16 protein-coding genes are annotated in these 12,412 nt (G+C 62.7%); 5 read left to right on the forward strand and 11 right to left on the reverse strand.

Annotated features, from left to right (window positions below; translation table 11 throughout):
• Window positions 1-37: 37 nt before the first annotated feature.
• The 6 genes from ACZ5RT_RS01155 to ACZ5RT_RS01180 are packed head-to-tail and all read right to left on the reverse strand — an operon-like array spanning window position 38 to window position 3,813.
• The gene (locus ACZ5RT_RS01155; RefSeq protein WP_464453252.1) at window positions 38-682 is read right to left on the reverse strand and encodes a histidine phosphatase family protein; all 645 of its coding nucleotides are present in this window, start codon (window positions 680-682) and stop codon (window positions 38-40) included.
• Window positions 683-696: 14 nt separating this feature from the next.
• The gene (locus tag ACZ5RT_RS01160; RefSeq protein ID WP_464453253.1) at window positions 697-1,326 is read right to left on the reverse strand and encodes a DUF4136 domain-containing protein; all 630 of its coding nucleotides are present in this window, start codon (window positions 1,324-1,326) and stop codon (window positions 697-699) included.
• An 18-nt stretch (window positions 1,327-1,344) separates the two neighbouring features.
• The gene (gene ttcA, locus ACZ5RT_RS01165) at window positions 1,345-2,274 is read right to left on the reverse strand and encodes a tRNA 2-thiocytidine(32) synthetase TtcA (RefSeq protein WP_291928136.1); all 930 of its coding nucleotides are present in this window, start codon (window positions 2,272-2,274) and stop codon (window positions 1,345-1,347) included.
• Window positions 2,275-2,279: 5 nt separating this feature from the next.
• The gene (locus ACZ5RT_RS01170) at window positions 2,280-2,651 is read right to left on the reverse strand and encodes a dihydroneopterin aldolase (RefSeq protein ID WP_191818099.1); all 372 of its coding nucleotides are present in this window, start codon (window positions 2,649-2,651) and stop codon (window positions 2,280-2,282) included.
• Window positions 2,648-3,043: a dihydroneopterin aldolase gene (locus tag ACZ5RT_RS01175; RefSeq protein WP_464453254.1), complete on the reverse strand. Its 396-nt coding sequence runs from the start codon at window positions 3,041-3,043 to the stop codon at window positions 2,648-2,650. Before ACZ5RT_RS01175 ends, ACZ5RT_RS01170 begins: the two co-directional genes overlap by 4 nt.
• Window positions 3,040-3,813 carry an SDR family oxidoreductase gene (locus tag ACZ5RT_RS01180; protein WP_464453255.1) on the reverse strand — a complete coding sequence of 258 codons (774 nt, stop codon included), beginning with the start codon at window positions 3,811-3,813 and terminating at the stop codon, window positions 3,040-3,042. Before ACZ5RT_RS01180 ends, ACZ5RT_RS01175 begins: the two co-directional genes overlap by 4 nt.
• A gap of 226 nt (window positions 3,814-4,039) precedes the next feature.
• On the opposite strand from ACZ5RT_RS01180, the gene ACZ5RT_RS01185 reads away from it, so the two are divergent.
• The 5 genes from ACZ5RT_RS01185 to trxC all read left to right on the forward strand — a co-directional run bounded on the left by ACZ5RT_RS01185 (window position 4,040) and on the right by trxC (window position 6,770).
• The gene (locus ACZ5RT_RS01185) at window positions 4,040-5,143 is read left to right on the forward strand and encodes a class I SAM-dependent methyltransferase (RefSeq protein ID WP_464453256.1); all 1,104 of its coding nucleotides are present in this window, start codon (window positions 4,040-4,042) and stop codon (window positions 5,141-5,143) included.
• 18 nt (window positions 5,144-5,161) lie between these two features.
• Window positions 5,162-5,356: a DUF2905 domain-containing protein gene (locus ACZ5RT_RS01190; protein ID WP_416559560.1), complete on the forward strand. Its 195-nt coding sequence runs from the start codon at window positions 5,162-5,164 to the stop codon at window positions 5,354-5,356.
• 382 nt (window positions 5,357-5,738) lie between these two features.
• A complete protein-coding gene (locus tag ACZ5RT_RS01195) occupies window positions 5,739-5,954 on the forward strand; it encodes a hypothetical protein (protein ID WP_233249603.1) in 216 nt (71 codons plus the stop codon).
• A gap of 14 nt (window positions 5,955-5,968) precedes the next feature.
• Window positions 5,969-6,229 carry a translation initiation factor IF-1 gene (gene infA / locus ACZ5RT_RS01200; protein ID WP_108428547.1) on the forward strand — a complete coding sequence of 87 codons (261 nt, stop codon included), beginning with the start codon at window positions 5,969-5,971 and terminating at the stop codon, window positions 6,227-6,229.
• Between the two features lie 94 nt (window positions 6,230-6,323).
• Entirely contained in the window at window positions 6,324-6,770 is a 447-nt protein-coding gene (trxC, locus tag ACZ5RT_RS01205) for a thioredoxin TrxC (RefSeq protein WP_108428548.1), read from the forward strand.
• A 130-nt stretch (window positions 6,771-6,900) separates the two neighbouring features.
• Here the strand turns inward: trxC and ACZ5RT_RS01210 are convergent, their stop codons facing one another.
• The 5 genes from ACZ5RT_RS01210 to ACZ5RT_RS01230 all read right to left on the reverse strand — a co-directional run bounded on the left by ACZ5RT_RS01210 (window position 6,901) and on the right by ACZ5RT_RS01230 (window position 12,329).
• On the reverse strand, window positions 6,901-8,154 hold the full coding sequence (locus ACZ5RT_RS01210) for a multifunctional CCA addition/repair protein (protein WP_464453257.1): 1,254 nt from the start codon (window positions 8,152-8,154) through the stop codon (window positions 6,901-6,903).
• A gap of 8 nt (window positions 8,155-8,162) precedes the next feature.
• On the reverse strand, window positions 8,163-8,846 hold the full coding sequence (locus ACZ5RT_RS01215) for a glutathione S-transferase family protein (protein ID WP_464453258.1): 684 nt from the start codon (window positions 8,844-8,846) through the stop codon (window positions 8,163-8,165).
• Window positions 8,847-9,061: 215 nt separating this feature from the next.
• On the reverse strand, window positions 9,062-10,021 hold the full coding sequence (locus tag ACZ5RT_RS01220; protein ID WP_464453259.1) for a complex I NDUFA9 subunit family protein: 960 nt from the start codon (window positions 10,019-10,021) through the stop codon (window positions 9,062-9,064).
• On the reverse strand, window positions 10,018-11,106 hold the full coding sequence (locus tag ACZ5RT_RS01225; RefSeq protein WP_464453260.1) for a M14 family metallopeptidase: 1,089 nt from the start codon (window positions 11,104-11,106) through the stop codon (window positions 10,018-10,020). The genes ACZ5RT_RS01220 and ACZ5RT_RS01225 overlap by 4 nt, the downstream gene beginning before the upstream one ends.
• 11 nt (window positions 11,107-11,117) lie before the next feature.
• Window positions 11,118-12,329, reverse strand: a complete 1,212-nt coding sequence (locus ACZ5RT_RS01230) for a M20 aminoacylase family protein (protein ID WP_464453261.1) — start codon at window positions 12,327-12,329, stop codon at window positions 11,118-11,120.
• Between the last annotated feature and the right edge of the window lie 83 nt (window positions 12,330-12,412).

Genomic DNA, 12,412 nt, shown 5'->3' on the forward strand with positions numbered 1-12,412 from the left:
GAGGTTTGCATGTTGGTGGGTGTGAGCCCTCGCCAATTCAGGCGGTCGTCTCGTCCTTGCCCAGCGCTTCCAGGTGCGAGGTGTCCCCCCAGCCCACCAGCGACAGGCCTTGCGGTGTCCACAGCAGCCGGTTTACAGCCGTGTTGGTCAGTTGCCAGGTGCGCGGCGCTTGCAGGTCCAGCCGGGTAGCAGCGCGGTACAGGATGTCCAGCACGCCGCCGTGCGCGACCATCACGATTTGCTGGCCGGGGTGCTGGGCTGCCAGCTCATCCACGGTGGTCACAATCCGTTCGCGCAAGGCGATCAAGGACTCACCGCCGTCTGGTGGCGTCCAGTCGGGCGTGCGCTTGCGCCAGTGCCAGGCGTGTTCGGGCAGTTCGACTTCGATCTCGGCAAAGGTGCGGCCTTGAAACGCGCCGAAATGGCGTTCGCGCAGGCCGGTGTGCGTTTTCACGGTTTGGCCAAGCCGCTGCGCAATCGCCAAGGCGGTGGTGTGGGCGCGCGAGAGGTCACTCGCGTAAATCGCATCGATGGCATCCCTTTGCACCAGGGCCTGCGCCAAATGCTGGGCCTGGCGCAGGCCTTCGTCATTCAGCGGGATGTCCAGATGGCCTTGCAGGCGGGTGTCGACGTTCCAGGCGGTCTCTCCATGGCGAATGGCCAGAATGCGGGTCGGTTCCATGCGGTCCTTGGGTCTCAGCGCGGCAGCTCGATGTTGACCCGACGCGGGCCAAGCGGTGGATGGGGGAAATTGGCCAGCGCGGCCTGGAACAGGGTGGCAAAAATCGGCACGCTGTCGCTCCAAGGTCCGGTGTGGCTGGCGCGGGTTTCATAGACCACCTGACCTGATTTCAGGTCACGCATGATGAGGCTGACCTCGCGGCGGTAATGCGTGGGTGGCGGAAAGCGCATGCCCACACCCAGGCCGATGTGCGAGCCAAAGCCCGATCCGATGGCCACGCTGCCGTAAGGCGACCAGCCCGGCCCGATCGGGCGGCCCCAGGGGTCGGCCAGGTACTGCGTGCCGCTGAAGCCCACCATCACGCTCAGGCTGGCTGCAGCGTCGTCGCGCACCAGGCCCACGGCGGTCATGGCGGCCTGAGCTTGTTGTTCAGCCAGTCCGGCCTCGGGGTTGTTGACTTGGGAGGGCAGGCGTTCAAAACGGTATTTGGCGCCTTGCAAACTCATGCCCGGCGGCACCGCCGCCACGGACACCACATCGCTGTCGATCAGGCGCATGGAGGCGCAGCCCGTCAACCCGGTCAAAGCCAAGGCGGCCAAGGCCATCGAAAACCACCGTGTGAGCTGACGAGTTGCTGTGCGCATGCGCTGTCCCCTTGAGGTTCACATCGAGATGACCTGAATGCCCGGCAAAGACGGCTCTTTGAACTCTTCCTCGTCAAATGCCTTGTCGCCTTCATCCGATTCGATGCCAGTGATCTTCAGGTCCTTGAAGCCGTGCAGTTTGGGGTCCATCAAATGCGAAGGCACCACATTTTGCAAAGCTGCAAACATGTTTTCAATCCGGCCAGGGTACTTTTTTTGCCACTCGCGCAGCATGTTGCCCACCTGCAGGCGTTGCAGGTTTTCCTGGCTGCCACACAGGGTGCACGGGATGATGGGGAACTGTCGGTGCTCTGCCCAACGGATCAAGTCGGACTCGGCCACATAGGCCAGTGGGCGGATCACCATGAACTCGCCGTTGTCGCTGACCAGCTTCGGGGGCATGCCCTTGAGCTTGCCGCCAAAGAACATGTTCAAAAAGAAGGTCTGCAGCATGTCGTCGCGGTGGTGACCCAGCGCCAGCTTGTTGCATTTGAGCTCACGCGCCACGCGGTACAAAATGCCCCGGCGCAGCCGCGAGCACAGGCTGCACATGGTCTTGCCTTCGGGGATCTTGTCCTTCACGATCGAGTAGGTGTCTTGTGTCTCGATGTGGAACTCCACCCCCAGTTCTTTCAGGTAAGCGGGCAGGATGTGGTCCGGGAAACCCGGCTGCTTTTGGTCCAGGTTGACCGCCACCAGCTCAAAATCGACCGGGGCGCGGGCCTTCATCTTGAGCAGGATGTCCAGCATGCCGTAGCTGTCTTTGCCGCCCGACATGCAGACCATGATGCGGTCGCCCGCCTCGATCAGGTTGAAGTCGGAAATCGCCTGGCCCATCTGGCGGCACAGGCGTTTTTCAAGCTTGTGGGTTTCGCGTTCGATCTTGGCGGCTTTGGCGGCGTCGGCCGCTTCGGCATCGACCCAGGTGTTTTCAGTTGCTGTGTTCATGGGGTTCACCACTGTCCGGTTTCCATGCGAATGGCCACTTCGCAGTCTTCAAAAATTTCAAGTTTGGCAATCTTGACGCGCACACCCAACACGCCCGGCAGTTGCATCAGGCGGTTCGAGAGCTTGCCGATCAGGGTTTCGAGCAGGTTGATGTGCTCGGCGGTGCATTCGTCGATGATGATCTTGCGCACCTTGCGGTAGTCCAGCACGGCGTTGATGTCATCGTCGCTGGGCAGCAGGGGTTGCGTGCCCAGGTTGAGCTCGGCATCGACCTGGATCGGCTGGGGGTCGGTTTTTTCATGTTCGAGGATGCCCAGGTTGGCGTCAAAGCGCAAACCGGTCAGCTCCAGGGTTTGGTGTCCTGCGGGTGTTTTCATGGCGCGGGTTTGATCTGGAAAATTTCAACCCCAACCGCTTCGCAGTCCGGGTACACATCGGGTTTGCAGCTCGACAGGCGCACCGCCTGCACCTGAGGGTGATCGATCAGCTCGCGCATCAGGTCGTCGCACAAAGTCTCTTGCAGCACGATGTGGCCCTGGGCCACACGTCGGGCAATCACCTCGCGGATGAAGTCGTAGTCCACCACCTCGGCCAGATCGTCTTGCTTGGGGGTGGACGCGCTGTAAGGCACGAACAGCTCCACATTAAAAACAATGCGCTGGGGGCCGAGCTTTTCGAAGTCGTGTGCGCCGATGCGCACGTCCACCGTGTGGTTGCGCAAAAACAGGCGGCGGCAGTTCAGCGCCAAATCGGTCATCAGGTCGCTCATGCAGCACCTTTCGGCTCGGCGAGGAACATCACATCGCGCTCCAGCGGCACCAGATGCTGCCCGTTGTCCACGCACACCGTGGTGCCGGTGATGCAGGGGTTTTGTGCCAAGAAAAGGCAGGTCGCCGCCACCTGCGCCGGGTCGATGGGCTCGCGCAGCAGATTTACCCGGCTGGCGCGGTCAAAGTTCTCTTGCGTTTGCGGGCCGCTCAAAAACATCAGGCCCGGGGCCACGCCGCACACCCGCAAAGGGGCCAGCGCTTGGGCCTGCAAGGCCACGGCACGCTCCAGCGCCAGTTTGGAGACGGTGTACGAAAAATAATCCGGGTTCAGGTTGAACACCTTCTGGTCCAGGATGTGGACCACGCTGCGCTGGCCGGGCAGGGCGTTTGGCGCGGCTTGCCGGGCCATCAGCGAAGCCAGCAGCATGGGCGCGATCAAATTCACTTCGAGTTGCTGGCGCGCACCGGGCAGGTCCATTTGGGTGCCTTCGTCCGGCTCGAAGAGCGAGGCGTTGTTCACCAGGCAATCCAGCGGCCCATGGCTTTGCGTGATGTGCGCCACCATGCGTTCGACGTCGGTGCTTTGTGCCAGGTCGGCCTGCACCAGTTCAACGTGCGCCCCTTGTGAGCGCAGCGCGGCCTGCAAGGCCTGCGCCGCCGTTGCTGAGCGTTGGTAATGGCACCACACGCGCCAACCCGCCGCCGCAAATTGGCGGACGATCTCGGCGCCCAGGCGGTGAGCGCCTCCGGTGACCAGAACTTCTTTCATGAATGTGAGCTGCTTGTGGTTCGAGCGATGATGGTCTGTCAGGAAGGGGTGGTTATGGAAGTTTGTCACCCCGGATTTGATCTGGGGTCCATGCTGGCCAACCACGGATGCCGGATCAAGTCCGGCATGACAGCCTTACAAGGAAACCATCAATTATCGGCCAAGCCATGAATTCGTCTCTCTGTGCTCTGGCAAACCCCTGCACGCCTTCGGCGACAATCGCCGCGTGACCTCGCCCAATCTCCAGTCCCCCGCCGAGCTGACCCAGCGCATCCACCACGCCCTCGCCCAAGCGGGCGGCTGGCTGGGTTTTGACCGTTTCATGGCCATGGCCCTGTACGAGCCAGGCCTGGGCTACTACACCAACGCCCTGCAAAAGTTTGGCGCCATGCCGTCTTCGGGCAGCGATTTCGTGACCGCGCCGGGCATGTCGCCCCTGTTTGGGCAGACTCTGGCGGTGCAGGTGGGTCAGGCATTGAGCGCCACGGGCACGGATGAAGTCTGGGAATTCGGCGCAGGCACCGGAGCCCTGGCCTTGCAGTTGCTGGACAGTCTGGGTGACGCCGTGAAGCGTTACACCATCATCGATTTGTCAGGCACGTTGCGCGCCCGCCAGGCCGACACCTTGCTGCAACACGCGGGCAAAGTGCGCTGGTTAGACGCCTGGCCCGAGGCCATCGAGGGCGTGGTGGTGGGTAACGAGGTGCTGGACGCCATGCCGGTGCAGCTGCTGCAGCGCACGCAGGGCGTGTGGCACGAGCGCGGGGTGGTCAGTTCTGGCGAAGATTTCGCTTGGCAAGACCGCATCACCGACTTGCGCCCGCCCATCGAGATCGAAGGCGAGCACGATTACCTGACCGAAATCCACCCTCAGGCCGAGGCCTTTGTGGCCAGCCTGGCCGAGCGGCTGCTGGCCGGGCGGGGCGGGGCGGCGTTTTTCCTCGACTATGGCTTTCCCGAGGGCGAGTACTTCCATCCCCAGCGCCACATGGGCACCGTCATGTGCCACCAGCTGCACCAGGCCGACGACAACCCCCTGGTGGCGGTGGGCCAAAAAGACATCACGGCCCATGTCAACTTCACCGGGGTGGCGCTGGCGGGGCAAAACGCCGGGTTGGAGGTTCTGGGTTACACCAGCCAAGCCTGGTTTTTGCTGAACCTGGGATTGGCTGAGCGCATGGCCGCCGCCAGCTTGGCCGAGCGCAGCCAGGCCCAGCGCCTGGTCAACGAGCACGAAATGGGCGAGTTGTTCAAGGTGATCGGGTTTTCCACCGTCACCGACTGGTCGGCCCAGGGCTTTGCCCGGGGCGACCGCTCGCACCGCCTGTAACCGGCACCGAGGCAAACGATGCTGCGCTGGCTCATTGTGGTGTTTCTGGCCCTGATCATTTTCAGCGGCCTGCAAAAATGGCTGCAAAAACTCGGCTTTGGCCGCCTGCCCGGAGACTTCCGCTTTCGCCTGTTCGGGCGCGAGTTTTTCATCCCCATCACCAGCACCTTGCTGCTGAGCATGGTGGCGGCCGGGATCGCGCGCTGGTTGTGAGCGGCAAGACCTGCCCAAGCAGGTCAGGCCCGGACGTGTTACAGTCCAGCACGCCATTGGCGACTTATGCCCATCTCGCTCTAGCCGAGCCGATAGCGCATCCCGGCAGAGGGATGCCAGTCTTGTCCTCCACTGTGCACATCGCCCGCCATGCTTTTCCAAGCTGGGCCCAGACGATTTTTTTGCTTCCTTTTTGACGCACCTCTGCACGGTGCTGTTGTTGGGCAGGCCTTCCGGGCTGTTCATGGGGGCGCTTTTTTGGCAGCAGGACATGCCAAGACCCGTGCCGCCGCACAGCCCCCCAAGAGGGCCGAAAAAAGCGGTTCGACCCCCTTCGTTAAAATACATGACCATTTCATATTGTTCACACCAACCCATCTCCATGGGAAAATTCCGAATTCAGCCGTGCGCCAGGGCTTTGCCCAATGGCGCATTTGGCGCACAAGTGTCCGTGGCCAGTGGCCGCGGCAGCGCCAGCACCGACCGCGTGATGCGGTTTGTGCCCGAATTCGCTACACCGGCCGCCGCCAGCCAATACGCCCTCGATGAAGGCAAGTTGTGGGTGGAGCGCCAGACGACGAAACCGATCCTGCTTTGAGAAAGACGTTTTAAATGGCTAAAGAAGAACTGATTGAACTGATGGGCGTGGTCAACGAGGTGTTGCCCGACACCCGTTTTCGCGTGACCCTGGACAACGGCCACCAACTGATTGCTTATTCGGCCGGCAAGATGCGCAAAAACCACATCCGCATTTTGGCGGGTGACCGTGTGACGCTCGAACTCTCGCCTTATGACCTGAGCAAAGGCCGTATCAGCTTCCGTCACCTGGCTGGCCGTGCCCCTATGGCACCTCGTCGCCCCCCAACACGCTGACCCGCGTTGGTTCTTTGCGTTGACCTGAGTCAACGCGCAAGGCTCTTGAATCGCCGAGCATGATCCCCACGTGAATTGCAACACAGGGGAATCCATGACCGCTTCTGCAGACGCCTTGCACATTGTTTGTCCGCACTGCCACACCACCAACCGAGTGCGTGTGGCCGATCTGCACAACGCCCCCGATTGCGGACAATGCCACCAAGCCCTTTTTGACGGTCACCCACTGGCGCTGGAAGGTGCCAGTTTTGACAAGCACATTGGCCGCAGCCATGTGCCGGTGCTGGTCGATTTTTGGGCCCCCTGGTGCGGTCCGTGCCGCATGATGGCCCCGGCTTACGAACAGGCCGCTGGCCTGTTGGAGCCCCAGGTGCGGGTGGCCAAACTCAACACCGAAGAAGCGCAGGCCATCGCCGCCCGCTTCAACATCCGCAGCATCCCCACACTGGCCTTGTTTGTCGGCGGCAAAGAAGTCGCCCGTCAGGCGGGTGCGTTTCGCACCGCGCAAGACATTGCCGACTGGACGCGTTCGCACCTTTGAGTGCAGACGGGTGGTTCAGCGATTCCTCCAGCTGAGGTGTTGACTTTGTGGGAGGCTGCCCCTGCAGCCGAATGCCTGCACAGCCATCACACGCATTCGCGAGCAGGGGCTCGCTCCTACAAAGACAGCCTTACAGCGATGCCAGCGCGATGGCTTGGATTCGGGCTTTGGCAATTTGCTCACCAATCTTGGGGCCTTTGAGGCCTTGGGCTGCCGCTGCCTGGGCAATGGGCGCGGTTTCGACGGAGAGCGCGGCCTGTTGGGCTTTCAACAAGCGGTCGGCTTGGGGGTAAGCCGCATCGTCAAACCCCAGCCGTCCTCGTGCATCGCATTCGCATGCCTGCAGCACCCGCGCAAAGCGCTCGGGCTGGCGAATGGCGTCACAACGCTCCAGCAAGCGCATCAGGGCCTCCGGCCCCAGCTCGGCGCTGCGGTGGATGTTGCCGTGCTCACGTGCCACCACCTCGGCCAGTTCTTTGCAATCGGTGGGCACGCGCAGGCGCTCGCACACCTTTTGCAAGAGTTTGACGCTGCGCCCTTCGTGACCAATGTGGCGGGGCAGCACGTCGGCGGGTGTCGTGCCTTTGCCCAGGTCGTGCATCAGGCAGGCCACGCGTACGGGCAGCGGCATGTTCAGGCGGGCGCTCATGTCCATCACCAACATCATGTGCACGCCCGTGTCGATTTCGGGGTGGTATTCCGGGCGCTGGGGCACACCCCACAGGCGGTCCAGTTCAGGCAGCAAGACTTTCAGTGCGCCACATTCGCGCAACACCGCGAACATGCGCGAGGGCTTGGGGGCCATCAGGCCTTTGGCCAGTTCCTGCCAGACACGCTCGGGCACCAGGTGGTCGACTTCGCCGTCTTCGACCATCTGGCGCATCAAGGCCAGGGTGTCGCCCGCCACAGAAAAGTCAGCAAAGCGCGCCGCAAAACGTGCCAGCCGCAGGATGCGCACCGGGTCTTCGGCAAAGGCCTCGGTGACATGCCGCAGCACCTTGGATTGCAGGTCGCGCTGACCGCCGTAGGGGTCGACGATCTGACCTGTCCAGGTGGAGGGGGCTTGGTGGGCCATCGCCTCGGGCACGGCCATGGCGTTCACCGTGAGGTCGCGCCGGGCCAGGTCTTCTTCGAGTGTGACGTCGGGCGCGGCCTGCACCGCAAAGCCTTTGTAGCCCCGCGCTGTCTTGCGCTCGGTGCGGGCCAGGGCGTATTCCTCGCGGGTCTGTGGGTGCAAAAACACCGGGAAGTCCTTGCCCACAGGCACAAAGCCTTGTGCAGTCATGGCTTCGGGCGTGCTGCCCACCACCACCCAGTCGCGGTCGTTGACGCGCTGGCCCATCAAGGCATCGCGCACCGCACCGCCGACGACAAAAACACCCATGGCGGCTTTCAGCGGTGGAGCCGGAAAGGCTCTTCAAAGTCGATGAAGTCCTGCTCGGCCAGTGCCTCGTCGATCCAGGCCTTCACGCCGGGCAGGGCGCACACGCGGTCCATGTAGGCCTGCACATCGGCAGGCACGGGCAGGGCATAGGTTTTCAGGCGCATGACCACCGGGGCAAAGTAGGCGTCGGCCACGGTGAAGGGGCCAAACAGCATGGGGCCACCGTGTTCCTGCAGCAGGCCGCTCCACAGGCTGCAGATGCGGTTCAGGTCGGCGCGCACGGCGGGTTTGTCGCGCAGGGCCAAAGCGCCGATCTCGGGCAGGTGTGCTTCGATGTTCATGGGACAGGCGCTGCGCAGGCCGACAAAGCCGCTGTGCATCTCTGCGCAGATGCTGCGCGCGCGTGCCCGGGCGGCACGGTCTGTCGGCCACAGCTGCTTTTCAGGGAACTGCTCGGCCACGTATTCGGCAATCGCCAGGGTGTCCCACACGGCCAGGCCATCGTGCACCAGCACGGGCACCTTGCCCACCGGGTTCACGTCTTTGAGCATGGCCTTGAATTGGGAATCGGGCGCGAAGCTGTCAAAGCGGACATAGACCTCTTCAAAGTCAATGCCCGCTTGGCGCAGCAACACCCAGGGGCGCATGGACCAGGACGAGTAGTTCTTGTTGGCGATGTAGAGCTGGATCATGTTTTATCTCCCGTGGCAGAAAGGAGATGTTAACGGGACTGGGTTGGGGGTCTCAAAGGCATGGCTCACCGCACTTAAACGCTTTGCAAACCTTCGAGCGGTTTTGATATTCGGCCGCAGGGGCGACCTCCCACAGAGACCACAAGCGGGAGCCTCCTATAAGGACCACAAGCGGCCCTCTTCGTGGGAGCGAGCCCCTGCTCGCGAATGCTGGTTCAGCGTCCGGCGCGTTCCCGCCAAGTATTCAAGCGACTGCGTGGCCCGCGGTGGCCCAGATAGCTGGGCGCTACACCTGCTGCAGATGCTGCGCTGATACCCAAGTCGGAAAGACCCGGCAGCTGGCCCGTGGCCACGTTGTCTACCTTCATCGAAGCCAGGTTGTCCCGGCTCATCAGCGGCTCGCCGGGTGCCATTTCCATGGCCGCAGCTTGCAGCCAGCCCACCCACATCGGCAAACCGACAACCGGCCGACCCCGGCCATGGTTCACGCCCGCCCACTGGCCAGCCTTTTTGACCAGCTCGCCCAGCGTCAACACATCCGGGCCGCACAGCTCGTAAGTCTGGCCAATGGTGTCCGGTTTTTGCAGACAGACCGCCACGGCCCGCGCCACATCAGCCACCCACACGGGCTGAAAACGTGTGCCGCTGCCTGCCAAGGGCATGAAGGGGGCCACGGCCTGCAGATCGGCAAACAGGTTGAGGAATTTGTCTTCGGCACCAAAAATCACACTGGGGCGCAAGATCGTCAGCTGCAGCCCCGCGTTGTGCAAGACCGTCTCGCCCCGCGCCTTGCTGCGCTGGTACATCGAAGGGCCTTGCGGGTCGGCGCCCAGGGCGCTGACATGCACCAGCCGTTGCACGCCCGCTTTTTTCATGGCGCTGGCGATTTTGCCGGGCAACTGAACATGCACCTGTTCGAAGCGCTTTTCGTTGCCATGCAGCACGGCCACCAGGTTCACCACCGCGTCGTGACCGGGCATCAGCCGGGCCAGATCGGCGTCCTGGTGAACAGAGGCTTCGATCACCGTAAGACCGGGCAGGCTTTGCACGCTGGCCGCATTCACGGCGCGGCGGGTCGGCACCGTGATCTGCCAGCCCAGGCGGTTCAGTTGCTCACACACATGGCGACCGACAAAGCCGCTGCCACCCAGCACCAGAACGCGCGGGGTGCTCATGGCGTGTCCAAACCCGTGACAGCCTGGTGCATCGCTTCCATCGCTTGATCAACGATCTGGGTGCGCCATTCGTCGGTGTCGACGTAAAACGCGTCCATCAGGTCTTGTTTGATCTGCTTTTTCAAGGCCTCGGGGGCTTCGGGGTGCCCTTGCAACCAGTGGTCACCGCGCAAGGCGTACAGCACCTTGTCCGGTGGCTGTGTGCCGTATTCCAGGGCGATGCCGGTGTATTGGGCTTGCCTGCATTCCTGGTAGGCCGCCATCCACATCAGTCCCGTCAGCATGGGTGAGCTGGAGGAGCCGTCATAAATCGAGGTGATGCCTTGGCCCCACCACGCTTTGGCACGCTGGTAGGCCGCTGCATCGTCGGCGCAGGCAAAAATGCGCTCGCCAACGCCACTGGGGCCCAGGCCTGTGTGCAGATCGATCCAGGCCAGTTTTTGGCAAGACTGACCGTATTTTTGCAGCACCGAGCGCAAAGTGAGGTTGCTCCAGGTCGGTGCTTTCCCGCCAAAGAACAGACCTTCAGGAAACTCATGCTGCCCTTTGGAGATGGCAGCCTGATAGGCCTTCATGCCGCGTTCGGCAATGTACTGGGCGGTGGCTGCCGCGTTGGCCGCGTCGGGTGGCCAGACTTCGGGCAGGAGCAAGGGCTGGATTTCCCGGTAGGCCGGGTTGTCGGGCAGAGGCTTGGAGAAGTCCTGGAAGTTGCGGTTGATGTCCACGTTTTCGTGGGTCACGCGCCGCACATGCGAGAAGCCATGGGGGTTGAGCGCATGGATGTAGAGCACAGCAACACCCCGTGCACGGGCCGCTTCACGCCAAGCGCGGTTTTTCAGGGCATGGATCTGCACGCCGGAGCCGCAGTAGCCTTCCACGCCGTGGCAGGCACTGCCGATGACCAGCAGCGCTTTGGCATCGGGCGCACCGTCGAGCACCACGTCCATGGCCAGGGTTTCGCCATCGCGCCCAGGCAAAGGGTGAATGTTGGAATCCACCTGCAGGCCAGCGCTTTGGGCGGCGCTCAGGAACTTCTCACGCGCTTGGGCGTAGCTTTTGGAAAAGCCGCTTTGGAGGTCGTTCATGAGGGATTCGCTCAAGCAGTTTGTGTGGGTTGAGCCAGCCACTGCGTGGCCAATTCCACCCAATACGTACCGCCCAGCGGGATCAGGTCGTCGTTGAAGTCGTAGCTCGGGTTGTGCAGCGTGCAGGGTCCGCCGCCGTGGCCCATTTCGCGGTGCGCGCCATCGCCGTTGCTGATGAACACATAAGCGCCCGGCTTGGCCTGCAGCATGTACGAGAAGTCTTCCGCGCCCATGGTGGGCTCCTGGTGCAGCACTTGATCGGCCCCCACGATGCCGGTCATGACCTGGCGGGCAAAGTCGGCCTCGGCGGCGCTGTTGATGGTGGGCGGGTAGTTGCGCTCAAACTCGAACTCGCATTGCGCGTCAAAAGCGGCGCAGATCGACTCGGCCACCTGCTTCATGCGGGACTCGATCAGGTCGAGCACCTCGATGCTGAAGGTGCGCACGGTGCCCTGCAGTTCGCAAAAATCGGGCACCACGTTGGTGGCTTCGCCCGCGTGGATCATGGTGACCGAAATCACGCCCGCGTCCACGGGCTTTTTGTTGCGGGTGATGATGGTCTGGAAACCCTGCACCATTTGGCAGGCCACAGGCACCGGGTCGATGCCGTTGTGCGGCAGCGCGGCGTGGCTGCCCTTGCCGCGGATGGTGATCTTGAACTCGTTGCTCGACGCCATCACCGGGCCTGCGCTGACAGCAAAGGTGCCCACCGGGGCGCCGGGCCAGTTGTGCATGCCGAACACGGCCTGCATGGGGAACTTGTCGAACAGGCCGTCCTTGATCATCTCGCGGGCACCGCCGCCGCCTTCTTCGGCGGGTTGGAAAATCAAATACACCGTGCCGTCAAAGTCGCGGTGTTTGGAGAAATGCTTGGCGGCTGCCAACAGCATGGCCGTGTGTCCGTCGTGGCCGCAGGCGTGCATCTTGCCCTGATGTTTGCTGGCGTGGGCGAAGGTGTTGAACTCCTGCATCGGCAAGGCATCGATGTCGGCGCGCAGACCAATGCCGCGACCGCAAGCGCCGCCGTCACGCCCGTGCACGATGCCGACCACGCCGGTGGTGCCCATGCCGCGATGAATGGGGATGCCCCAGTCGGTCAGCTGCTTGGCCACCACGTCGGCGGTGCGCACTTCCTGAAAGCACAGCTCGGGGTGGGCGTGGATGTCTTTGCGAATGGCCGCGATGCTGGCCGCGTCGGTGAGGATGGAGTCGATGATTTTCATAGGTACAGTCTAGCCACACTTGAGGGGGATTGCCAACACCCCTGTGCACATGGGGGACAAGCTTGTCCCCCGGCACCTTGCGG

The sequence above is a fragment of the Limnohabitans sp. TEGF003 genome (assembly GCF_055395455.1).

Excerpts from the sequence above, each read along its gene's own strand:
- ACZ5RT_RS01175 (WP_464453254.1), bottom strand. The coding sequence starts at position 3,043 with ATGAGCGACCTGATGACCGATTTGGCGCTGAACTGCCGCCGCCTGTTT.
- ttcA (WP_291928136.1), bottom strand. The coding sequence starts at position 2,274 with ATGAACACAGCAACTGAAAACACCTGGGTCGATGCCGAAGCGGCCGAC.
- ACZ5RT_RS01190 (WP_416559560.1), top strand. The coding sequence starts at position 5,162 with ATGCTGCGCTGGCTCATTGTGGTGTTTCTGGCCCTGATCATTTTCAGC.
- ACZ5RT_RS01230 (WP_464453261.1), bottom strand. The coding sequence starts at position 12,329 with ATGAAAATCATCGACTCCATCCTCACCGACGCGGCCAGCATCGCGGCC.
- ACZ5RT_RS01180 (WP_464453255.1), bottom strand. The coding sequence starts at position 3,813 with ATGAAAGAAGTTCTGGTCACCGGAGGCGCTCACCGCCTGGGCGCCGAG.
- ACZ5RT_RS01215 (WP_464453258.1), bottom strand. The coding sequence starts at position 8,846 with ATGATCCAGCTCTACATCGCCAACAAGAACTACTCGTCCTGGTCCATG.
- ACZ5RT_RS01160 (WP_464453253.1), bottom strand. The coding sequence starts at position 1,326 with ATGCGCACAGCAACTCGTCAGCTCACACGGTGGTTTTCGATGGCCTTG.
- trxC (WP_108428548.1), top strand. The coding sequence starts at position 6,324 with ATGACCGCTTCTGCAGACGCCTTGCACATTGTTTGTCCGCACTGCCAC.
- ACZ5RT_RS01210 (WP_464453257.1), bottom strand. The coding sequence starts at position 8,154 with ATGGGTGTTTTTGTCGTCGGCGGTGCGGTGCGCGATGCCTTGATGGGC.
- ACZ5RT_RS01155 (WP_464453252.1), bottom strand. The coding sequence starts at position 682 with ATGGAACCGACCCGCATTCTGGCCATTCGCCATGGAGAGACCGCCTGG.
- infA (WP_108428547.1), top strand. The coding sequence starts at position 5,969 with ATGGCTAAAGAAGAACTGATTGAACTGATGGGCGTGGTCAACGAGGTG.
- ACZ5RT_RS01220 (WP_464453259.1), bottom strand. The coding sequence starts at position 10,021 with ATGAGCACCCCGCGCGTTCTGGTGCTGGGTGGCAGCGGCTTTGTCGGT.
- ACZ5RT_RS01195 (WP_233249603.1), top strand. The coding sequence starts at position 5,739 with ATGGGAAAATTCCGAATTCAGCCGTGCGCCAGGGCTTTGCCCAATGGC.
- ACZ5RT_RS01170 (WP_191818099.1), bottom strand. The coding sequence starts at position 2,651 with ATGAAAACACCCGCAGGACACCAAACCCTGGAGCTGACCGGTTTGCGC.
- ACZ5RT_RS01225 (WP_464453260.1), bottom strand. The coding sequence starts at position 11,106 with ATGAACGACCTCCAAAGCGGCTTTTCCAAAAGCTACGCCCAAGCGCGT.